Annotated in this window: 8 protein-coding genes and 1 pseudogene; 6 read left to right on the top strand and 3 right to left on the bottom strand. The window is 67.4% G+C overall.

From position 1 onward, the window contains the following. Positions 1-108: 108 nt before the first annotated feature. Together E3T54_RS06010 and E3T54_RS06005 are read right to left on the bottom strand one after the other, a co-directional pair. A pseudogene (locus E3T54_RS06010) lies at positions 109-354 on the bottom strand (recombinase family protein); the annotation flags it as partial. Positions 355-490: 136 nt separating this feature from the next. Then, on the bottom strand, positions 491-1486 hold the full coding sequence (locus E3T54_RS06005) for a DMT family transporter (protein WP_134474973.1): 996 nt from the start codon (positions 1484-1486) through the stop codon (positions 491-493). Between E3T54_RS06005 and E3T54_RS06000 the strand changes: the two genes are divergently transcribed. Next, positions 1485-2894, top strand: a complete 1410-nt coding sequence (locus tag E3T54_RS06000) for a PLP-dependent aminotransferase family protein (RefSeq protein WP_134474972.1) — start codon at positions 1485-1487, stop codon at positions 2892-2894. The two genes, E3T54_RS06005 and E3T54_RS06000, sit on opposite strands and share 2 nt — an antisense overlap. 517 nt (positions 2895-3411) lie before the next feature. Here E3T54_RS06000 and E3T54_RS05995 read toward each other — a convergent pair. Continuing rightward, positions 3412-5049: a CdaR family transcriptional regulator gene (locus E3T54_RS05995; protein WP_134474971.1), complete on the bottom strand. Its 1638-nt coding sequence runs from the start codon at positions 5047-5049 to the stop codon at positions 3412-3414. Between the two features lie 101 nt (positions 5050-5150). Here E3T54_RS05995 and E3T54_RS05990 point away from each other — a divergent pair, with 101 nt between their 5' ends. From E3T54_RS05990 to E3T54_RS05970, 5 genes are read left to right on the top strand one after another with little or no spacing between them, the layout of a single operon-like run. Then, positions 5151-6017, top strand: a complete 867-nt coding sequence (locus E3T54_RS05990) for a GNAT family N-acetyltransferase (protein WP_134474970.1) — start codon at positions 5151-5153, stop codon at positions 6015-6017. After that, positions 6014-7123 (top strand): o-succinylbenzoate synthase, encoded by a 1110-nt coding sequence (gene menC, locus E3T54_RS05985; RefSeq protein ID WP_134474969.1) that lies wholly within the window; start codon positions 6014-6016, stop codon positions 7121-7123. Before E3T54_RS05990 ends, menC begins: the two co-directional genes overlap by 4 nt. Positions 7124-7156: 33 nt before the next feature. Beyond that, positions 7157-8089, top strand: a complete 933-nt coding sequence (locus tag E3T54_RS05980; RefSeq protein WP_134474968.1) for an ABC transporter substrate-binding protein — start codon at positions 7157-7159, stop codon at positions 8087-8089. Between the two features lie 4 nt (positions 8090-8093). Then, the gene (locus tag E3T54_RS05975) at positions 8094-9068 is read left to right on the top strand and encodes an amino acid ABC transporter permease (protein ID WP_241977083.1); all 975 of its coding nucleotides are present in this window, start codon (positions 8094-8096) and stop codon (positions 9066-9068) included. A gap of 5 nt (positions 9069-9073) precedes the next feature. After that, positions 9074-9865 (top strand): amino acid ABC transporter ATP-binding protein, encoded by a 792-nt coding sequence (locus tag E3T54_RS05970; protein WP_304992060.1) that lies wholly within the window; start codon positions 9074-9076, stop codon positions 9863-9865. Positions 9866-10146: the final 281 nt, after the last annotated feature.

Raw genomic sequence — 10146 nt, 5'->3', positions numbered from 1 at the left:
CCGCAACCACGCCGCCGCATCGAACGAACTGCGCCGCGTGACAACGGGCACAAACTACCGCTAATCTAACCCCGCGACCTGGGGAGCTTCGATGAGCAGGACTGGGGAAATGTCCTGGGCATCGCGCAGGGATCGGGCCAGTCGGTCGAGTTTGGTCACGACTAGGGTGTCCCCGTCCCGGCAGGCGGCCAGTGCTTCCCTGAGTCCGGGTCGCGCCCGGTTGGCCCCGGTCAGGCCTTGGTCGGTGAATGTCTTCTCCGGCGTCACACCAAGAGCGATCAGGGCGTTTTTCTGGGCGGTGAGGTCTTGGTCGTTGGTGGATACGCGGGCGTATCCGATGAGGAGTCCGGTCATGGTGTTGAATGTACCGGTTAGCCCCCCTTGACCGGGCATTTTCTCGGGCGGGTCTTACGGGAATCAGGCGCCCGCGGAACTATGCGGATTGTCTTCGGCGTTCTATGTGCGCTTGGGTGTTCCGGTGGACGTCCCCTTACGGCCGAGCTGTGCTCGGAGGTATGACTACCGGTACTGGTTCGTGTGCGGAGTGCTGAATGGAGCGCGGGGGTCGGGTGCGGTTGAGGCGTGTTCGTACGGCGATGCCGGCGCAGAGGATGACGGCGACGCCGCCGATGATCGTTTGCCACGTCAGCTGTTCGCGGAGGATCACAGCGGCCCAAATGATGCTCAGGACGGGTTGGGTGAGTTGCACCTGGCTGACTTGGGTCATGGGCCCAATTGCCAATCCGCGGTACCAGGCGAAGAAGCCCAGGAACATGCTCACCACTCCGAGGTAGGCGAAGGCCGCCCATTGGGTCGGCGTGCCGGTCGGGGGCTGTTCGAGGGTGGCGGTCGTGGCCAGTGTGATCATCAGGGGCGAGGCTAATATCAGCGCCCAGGACACGGTTTGCCAGGACCCGATCTCGCTCGCGAGCAGGCCTCCTTCGGCGTATCCGATGGCGGCGGCCGCAACGGCGCCAAAAAGGAGCAGGTCCGACCAGTGCAATCGAATGATCCCGCCGCCTTGCACGGACGCGAAAGCCACGGCCACCAACGCGCCGATGGCGGCCATGATCCAGAAGGACAGCGGGGGTCGTTCTTTGCCTCGAATGACGGCCATGACGGCTGTTGCCGCTGGGAGCAGGGCGATCACGACGGCACCGTGACTGGCCGAGGCAGTGGTGAGAGCGAATGATGTCAGGAGGGGGAAACCGACGACGACGCCGCCCGCGACCACGACCAGGCGAGACCACTGGATGCCGCGAGGAAGACGCTGTCGGGTGATGGCCAAGGCAGTCGCGGCGAGCACGGCGGCGATGACGGCGCGTCCGGATCCGATGAAAAGCGGAGACATGCCCTCGACGGCGACTCGGGTGAGGGGAACCGTGAAGGAGAACGCGGCAACGCCGAGCAGTCCCCAACCCAGGCCGGCCCGCGATGGTGATAGCGGTGGTGGCGTCTTCTTGATAGCGCTACTATTGCCTGACATGGATAACGATAGCAGTTTTCGGATCGTGGCCGCACTGCGCGAGTGGATCGCGGGCAGCGTGCCGGGCGCGCGGCTGCCGACCAGCCGGGCGCTCGTAGCGGAATACGGGGCGAGCCCGGTGACGGTTCAGAAGGCTCTCCGCACTCTCGTGGCTCAAGGCCTCATCGAAACGCGCCCCGGCGCGGGAACGTTTGTTCGCGCGGTGCGCACAGCGCGCCCGCTCGACTACAGCTGGCAGACGGCGGCGATGCGTTCTCCGCATAGTCGCCTCTCCGCGCTGAGTCCCGCCATGCGCCCGGCACCCCAGGGCGCGATCGCCCTGCACGCGGGCTACCCTGACCGGGAGCTGTTGCCGGAGCGGTTGATCCGGTCCGCGCTGGCCCGCGCGGCCCGCAGCGATGCAGCGCTGACGCGTTCGCCGGTGGCGGGACTTCCTGAGTTGCAGTCTTGGTTTGCCCACGAGCTCGGCGCCGCGACGCCGGTCGGCGTGACCCCGCCCCTGCCGAGCGATGTCATTGTGCTCCCTGGGAGCCAGGGCGGCTTGGCCACGATTTTTCGCGCCCTCGTCACCGCCGGGCGCCCGCTGCTGATGGAATCGCCCACCTACTGGGGTGCGATCCAGGCTGCGGCCCAAGCCGGCGTCGAAGTAGTCCCGATCCCGACGGGGCAAGATGGCCCCGATCCCGACGCACTCGCCCGCGCATTCCAGGAAACCGGCTCCCGCGTCTTCTACGCACAACCCACCTATGCCAACCCCACCGGCGCACAGTGGTCGGATGCCGCGACGACGCAGATCCTCGACGTTGTGCGCGCGCATGGCGCATTCCTCGTCGAGGACGACTGGGCCCATGACTTCGGCATCGACACCGACCCGCGCCCCGTCGCCGCTCGCGATGACGCCGGACACGTCGTCTACGTACGATCGCTCACGAAGAGCGTCTCGCCCTCCATCCGTATCGCGGCCGTCATCGCCCGAGGACCCGCCCGCGAACGCATCCTCGCCGACCGCGGGGCCGAATCGATGTACGTCAGCGGGATCCTCCAAGCCGCAGCCCTCGACATCGTCACTCAACCCGGCTGGCAGACCCACCTCCGCAACCTCCGCCCCCAGCTGCGGGCACGACGCGACCTCCTGCTCACGAGCCTGCGAGAACACGCACCCGACGCACACATCGCCACCGTCCCCGCCGGCGGCCTCAATCTCTGGGCCCGACTCCCCGACGCAACCAACCTCGACCGCCTGGTCGCAGACTGCGAAGCCGACGGAGTCATGATCGCCGAAGGGTCCAGCTGGTTCCCGGCCGAACCCACCGGCCCCTTCATCAGACTCAACTACGCCGGCCCCAACCCCGGCGCATTCGCCGACGGAGCCCGCATCATCGGCCAGGCACTGACTTCAAACCACTGATTCGGTCCACGCGCAGCCTCGCCAGCTCGGTCGAACCACGCGGAGCGGGGCCCAGCGCGGGCATGCCGCCTTCGGCGCGCCGTAGAGGGTTCCACGAATAACCTGGGTCATATAACTCAGTGTCCCACTTAGCGCTCGACTACCCATAGATGAATCCGACTTCGCTGGCAATCCCTTTCATGTCGGGGAAGCGCGCACTAGTCTCGTTGGAATGATTACTCAGACTTGTCCGGAATGCGGTTCTGGTGCTGTGGAGTTCGGAGCGTACTTGTCACACCCCGACCTTGGGCCGCTGGAATGGACGAACAAGTGTAGCTGAAGAAGTTGCTGGTGACGAAGGTGGCGAAGCCGAGCACGTAGTCGAAGTCGCCGATGAGGGCCGTAATCAGGATCAGGGCCAGCAGGATGCGGGCGACACCGAAGATCTTGCGTACCTCGAAGACCCTTCGGCTGAGACCGACGTTCGCTGTCGCATGCTGCCACGCTACGCCCCTCGGGTGTCGGGCGGGGCCAGGACTCAGTCGAATTCCGCCACCCGCAGGCTGAGCCAGAGGGTGAGCGTGTCGTCCGGACTGGCCAGGTCGATGCCGAACAGTTCGGTGGCCCGTCGCAGCCGGTACCGCAGCGTGTTCTGGTGGACGGACAGGCGGGCTGCGGCCTGGGCTGAGTCCCGAGCGCAATCCAGATAGGTGCGCAGCGTGTTCGCGTAGTCGGTGCCCGAACGGGAATCGAGATCCAGGACCTGCCGCGCCTGCGGGGACACCAACCGGGGAGAGTCCCGAAGAACACGGCCGAGTTCGAGCAGGGTGACCCGGCTCCGGACGTCGTGGACGCTCGCCACGGACGTGGACGTGGACGTGGAGCTCGGCTCGGCGGCGAGCAGCAGGAGAACCAAGTCCGCGTCGTGCCGGGAGCGGCTGATCGCTCCGACGCTTGTCACCGGGGAGCCGATGGCCGCGCGGACGATGGCCCGCAGGGCGGCGGCGGCACGGGAGACCAGTCGGCGGGCCATCGATTCCACGCCCCCGGGAAAGGTGGCCGCGGTGCCGGTGAAGAGCACGTACACGGTGTCACCGATGGCCACGCACTCCGCTCCGTGCTGGTGCGCCGCGGAATGGAGCGCGATCAGATCGACCAGCCGAACCATCCTCACCTCGTCCCCGCCGTCGGATGCGAATTCCAGCTGGAAGGCCACGACGACAAAGGGACCGGCCTGGTCGAGGCCGAGTTGCCCGAAGACGAGACTCGAGTCCTCGCCACCCTCGAGGAGGCGCCGGAGGAGTTCGGCGCGTTGCTGCCGGGCCAGGTCTGCCGCGCTGCGGGCGCGGAGCAGGTGCAGGGCCGCGATATCGGCCGCGCGCTCCAACGCGCGCTCGGCATCCGAATCGAGTTGCCCGCCGGCGTCGACAACCCAGATCGAGCCGAGCGCCTGGCTTCCCGCCCGCACGGCAACGGCGAGGCGGGGCAGCGCCGGCGGCACCCCGTCGATCCGCACGGCACCGCCCGAGCGGAAAATGGACGCGTACTGCTCGGCGTTTTCCGGCAGGTCGGGAACCTGGCGGCCGAGGATGCCCTCCTGGCGGTCCCTGTCGATCGGCTGGCCGGGGAGGGTGGAATAGGCGAGCACCCGTTCCTGGAGGTCTTCGATGGCGGTCGCGCCGCCGGTCATCGCGGCGATCGCATTCGCCAGGGCGAACAGGTCGCCGACCGGGGCGGCGGACAGGGAGGTGTCGGCCTCGGCCACCGTGGTGAGCGCGGAGGTGATCAGCGCGTCCAGTTGCCGCCACTCGATCTCGTCGTCCGTGACGAGCAGGGCGATTCCCTCCGCGTCGGCGACGGCCGCGAGGGTCTCAACGCTGAGCGACAACGCTTTCACCACGACGGCGCCGAACCCCTGCCGCGCGGCATCGCGGACGGCATCGGTCGAGGCGGGAGCGGAGGGGTGCAGACCGATGCCGAGCAGGATCCCGGTGCGGGGACCGGTCGGCGGCGTCCAGGGGTCGAAGAGGGTCGGGCTCGCCAACGGCAGCCGCCGCTGGGTGTGGCGGGAGGCGAGCCGGAGCCCCGAGCCGTCGAGAATCTGCAGCAGCTCCGTGACGGTGGGGCCGGGCGAATCGTGCGGATCGGCAGAAGGATCGGCTGTGGCTGGCTGCATCCGGCCACGCTAGCGTTCTTTGTGCTATACGACAACATTCCGGCGGTTTGTTCGTGCTGGCGGCTAGAGAGCGGTGAGGCCGCGGGCCCCACACTTAACCCATGCTCCTCACCGCCGAAGCCGACCAGCTTGTCCGCCAGGCCCGAAATGCGGCTGCCCGCGCGGCGACCCTGGCCCGGGTGCAGGTGGTCGACGAGGACGGCATGGAGCGCCTCCGCGACATCGCCGGCCTCTTCGTCGCAGTCTGGGGGACGTCCCCGTCCGGGGCGCCGCTGCCCGCCGATTTATTGCGCAGCATCAGCCACGCCGGCTGCAACGTCACCGCGGCATACTCGGAGGGCGGCGTGCTGTGCGGCGCGGCCGTGGCGATCGTCTCGCCGGACAACTCGTCGATGTACTCACTCATCGCGGGGGTCCTGCCCGACGTCGCCGACGCGGGCGTCGGTTTCGCACTGAAACAACACCAGCGGGCCTGGGCAGTTGCCAGGGGCCTGGACACCATGACTTGGACCTTCGACCCGTTGGTCAGCCGCAACGCGAGGTTCAACCTGACCAAGCTCGGCGCCTACGCGGCCGAGTACGTCCAGGATTTCTACGGCCTGATGGATGACGAGCTGAACGCCAACGACGAGAGCGATCGACTCGTGGCGGTGTGGCCCTTGACGACGCCGCAGACCATTGCGTGCAGCGATGGACTCCCGATGACGGTCGAGCTGCCCGCGTTCACCGCCGACGGCGTTCGATCGACCGGCCCGGACGGCAACCCGGTTCTCGTCGAAACGGACGGTTCGCTGTGGTGTCGGGTACCGGGCGACATCGTCTCGCTGCGCGGCGTGAACCCGGATGAGGCCACCGCATGGCGCGCCTGCGCGCGAGAGATCTTCCGGGCGGCATTCGCCTCCGGGCACACGGCCCGCGGGGTCACCAGGGCCGGTTGGTACCGGCTCGCACCAGGAGGAGCGCTATGAGAATCGAAAACATCGAACTTCGCCGGGTCACCCTGCCGCTGGTCACACCCTTCCGCACATCGTTTGGAACCGCGAACGAGCGGGAAACGACCCTCGTGCGCGTGGTCACCGCGAACGCGGAGGGCTGGGCCGAATGCGCCGCCGAACCCGATCCGCTGTACAGCTCCGAATTCCTCGACGGCGCAGACCTTGTTATCCGCGACCACCTCATCCCGCGGCTGCAGGCGCTCGGTGACCGGCTCACGGCCGAGCATGTGGCCACGGCGCTGGCACCGGTCAAGGGACACCCGATGTCCAAGGCCGTGCTCGAGACGGCGATCCTCGACGCCCAGCTGAAGGAAACGGGCGTCTCCTTCGGCGGCTACCTCGGGGCCGTCCACGAGCTCGTGCCGGCCGGGGTGTCCGTCGGCATCATGGATTCGATTGACGAAATGCTCGACGCCGTCGAGGGCTACCTCGCCGAGGGGTACCTGCGAATCAAGCTGAAGATCGAACCGGGCTGGGACCTCGTCCCGGTGCGGGCCGTGCGCGAGCGTTTCGGCGACGACATCCTCCTGCAGGTCGACGCGAACACCGCGTACACGCTGGCCGATGCGCGCCACCTCGCCCGGCTCGACCCCTTCGACCTGCTGCTGATGGAGCAGCCGCTGAAGGAAGACGACATCCTCGGCCACGCCGCCCTCGCCCGGCTGATCACCACCCCGATCTGCCTCGACGAGTCGATCGAGTCCGCGCGCGACGCCGCGGCGGCGATATCCCTCGGCGCCTGCAGCATCATCAACGTCAAGCCCGCGCGGGTCGGCGGCTACCTGGAGGCCCGGCGCATCCACGACGTCGCGGCCGCCCACGGAGTGCCGGTCTGGTGCGGAGGTATGCTCGAAACGGGTATCGGCCGGGCCGCGAATGTCGCCCTTGCCGGACTTCCGAACTTCGTGCTGCCGGGCGACACGTCCGCGTCCAGCCGCTACTACGAACAGGACCTGACCGAGCCGTTCGTGCTGGAAAACGGCCACCTCCGGGTGCCGACGGGCCCGGGCATCGGCGTCGAGGTGCTGCCGGACGTCCTGGCCGACCTCACCTCGTCCACGACCAACATCACCTTTTAGTCAGCCCCACCCAAACTAGTCTGGAGATCGCTCATGATCAGCACGAAGCACACCGGGCCCTCGTGGCTCATCCTCGCGTCCGTCGGCATCGCGGCGGCGCTCGTGCTGACCGGGTGCTCCGGGGGAGGCACCGCTGCCGCTCCGGACGCTGCGCCCGTTGCCGGCGACATCGACAAGGCAGCCGCCGCGGCGCTACCGGCGAAGTACACGAAGGCCGGCGTGATCAAGGTCGCATCCGACATCCCCTTCCCGCCGATGGAGATGTTCGACGAGAACCAGAAGCTCACCGGCTTCGACTACGACCTCGCCCAGGCGTTGGGCGGCAAGCTCGGTGTGCGGATGGAGTTGATGACGCAGGCCTTCGACAGCATCATCCCCTCGCTGCAGTCCGGCAAGCACGATGTGATCATGTCCGGGATGAATGACACGGCCGAGCGGCAGCAGACGATCGACTTCGTCGACTACCTCCACGCCGGTTTCTCGATCCTGGTCCCGGCCGGCAACCCGGAGAAGATCACGACGGTCCTCGACCTGTGCGGCCGGGATGTGGCCGTGCAGAAGGCGACCGTGCAGGCCGAAATCCTGCACGGCTACGACGACGAGTGCACGGCAACCGGCGCCGGGCCGATGAAGATCGCCGAACTGCCGCTCGAGACCGACGTGCAGACGGCCGTCCGCTCCGGCAAGGCCATCGCCGACGTCGTCGACTCCGCCGTTGCGGCCTACGCCGCCCAGACCGCCGGCGACGGCGAGATGTTCGAGGTCGTGCGCGATCCGTCGAACCCGGCCGGGTACGACCCGGTGTACACGGGAATCGGCGTGTTGAAGAAGGACTCCGAGCTGAGCCGTGCCCTCCTGCTGGCGCTGGAAGCCGTTATCGCAGACGGATCGTACGAGGAGATCCTGGCCAAGTACTCCATGACCGACTACGCCGTTGACGCGGCCGGAATCAACCTAGGTTCGTGACCCCGTGCAGCACAGCGCCCTGACCTCCAGGGACCCGGTCACCCTGGCCGGGGGCGTCGACCCGGATGACATCGTCGCGGTGCCCCTGCGGCATCCGTGGCGCTGGGTCATCGCGGCGGTCCTCCTGGTGGGCTTCGTCAGCCTCGCCGTGTCGCTGTGGGGGAACCCGAACGTCCATCACCCCACCATCAGCGAGTTCATCTTCAGCCAGCGGATCCTCAGCGGGGTGGTGCTCACCCTCGTGCTCACGGTTGTGGCCATGCTGGTGTCCACCGTGCTGGGCGTGCTGCTGGCGGTCATGCGACTCTCCCACAACCCGGTGATGAACGTGCTGGCGTGGCTGTACGTCTGGGTCTTCCGCGGCACCCCGCTGCTGATCCAGATCGTGTTCTGGGGCTACCTGGGGCTGCTGTACTCGCAGATCTCGCTCGGCATCCCATTCACCGACTTCACGGTGTTCTCGGTCGACACGAACACTCTGATCCCGGCGCTCACGGCCGGGCTGCTCGCCCTCACGCTCAACCAGGCCGCCTACTCGGCCGAGATCGTGCGCGCCGGGATGCTGTCGGTCGACGAAGGCCAGCACGAGGCCGCGTATTCGGTGGGGATGAGCCCGCTGTTCACCCTGTTCAAGGTGGTGCTGCCGCAGGCCATGCGGGTGATCATCCCGCCGATGGGCAACGAGACCATCTCAATGCTAAAGAACACGTCCCTGCTCTCCGTCATCGCGGTGCTCGAGCTGTACACGGTGGCTACGCAGATCTCGTCGCAGAGCCTCCGCCAGGTCGAAATGCTCGTTGTCGTGAGCTGCTGGTACCTCTTCCTGACGTCGGTGCTGTCGATCCCGCAGTACTACCTTGAGCGCCACTTCGGGCGCGGCAACGCGCGCAGCCTGCCGCCCACCCCCATCCAGCGCATCAGGGCGGCACTGCGCCGGGCCCCGAGTACCCCTGTCAGCGAAAGGTCGGACGCACGGTGATCGACATGACAAGTACGACGCAGATGGAAGTCCGGCCGGAGCCGCTGCTCAGCGCCCGCTCGGTGCGGAAGAGTTACGGTGGTGTCGAGGTGCTCAAGGGCGTCTCGCTCACCGTCGACGCCGGCCAGGTCATGTGCCTGCTCGGCCCCTCCGGCTCCGGCAAGTCCACGTTCCTGCGATGCATCAACCACTTGGAGCGCATCGACGGTGGCCGGATCTCCGTCAACGGAGAGCTCGTCGGCTATGTGCAGCGGCAGGACCGGATCTTCGAGATGAACCCGCGCGAGGTCGCCAGGCAGCGCCGCGGCATCGGCATGGTCTTCCAGCGCTTCAACCTGTTCCCGCACATGACCGCCCTGGAGAACATCACGGCGGCGCCGATCGGGATACGGAAGGTCGGGAAACAGAAGGCCAGGGACCGCGGGATGGAACTGCTCGACCGGGTCGGGCTGGTCAAACTTGCCCACTCGTATCCGGCCCAGATGTCCGGTGGGCAGCAGCAACGCGTCGCGATCGCGCGCGCTCTGGCGATGGATCCCAAACTGCTTTTGTTCGACGAGCCGACCAGCGCCCTCGACCCCGAGCTCGTTGGCGATGTGCTGGACGTCATGCGAACCCTCGCCGCGGACGGTATGACGATGGTGGTCGTCACCCACGAGGTCGGCTTCGCGCGTGGAGCCGCCGACGTCGTCGTGTTCATGGACGCGGGCGTCGTCGTGGAGGCAGGTCCGCCGTCCAGCGTGCTCGACAATCCGCAGAGTCCGCGCACCAGGGCCTTCCTCGAAAGCGTGATGTAGCCCGGATTCCTCCATCGACGGATCGGTGGGGGTCGACCGTCGCCGCCTCGCGGAGTAGCGTCGGAACAAATCACGGCGGACGCCGGAGGGAGCCGACCAGGCATGTCAGCACTCACGAATTACGGCCGGGCGAGTGCGGCCACGCCCATGGCCATCCAGAAGTTACTCTCATCGCCTTCTCTGAACCTGCAGGTCACCGCACGAACCCCACACTCGACCCGCGTCGGGGTGACCGGGCCCTCGATGAACCTGTTCCTCTACAGCGACGGGCTGATGGGACT

Source organism: Cryobacterium sp. Sr8 (assembly GCF_004403225.1).
GTDB classification, from domain to species: Bacteria; Actinomycetota; Actinomycetes; order Actinomycetales; family Microbacteriaceae; genus Cryobacterium; species Cryobacterium psychrotolerans.
Note: the sequence above shows the minus strand (reverse complement) of the source record. Positions and strands in the feature narration are given on the sequence as shown.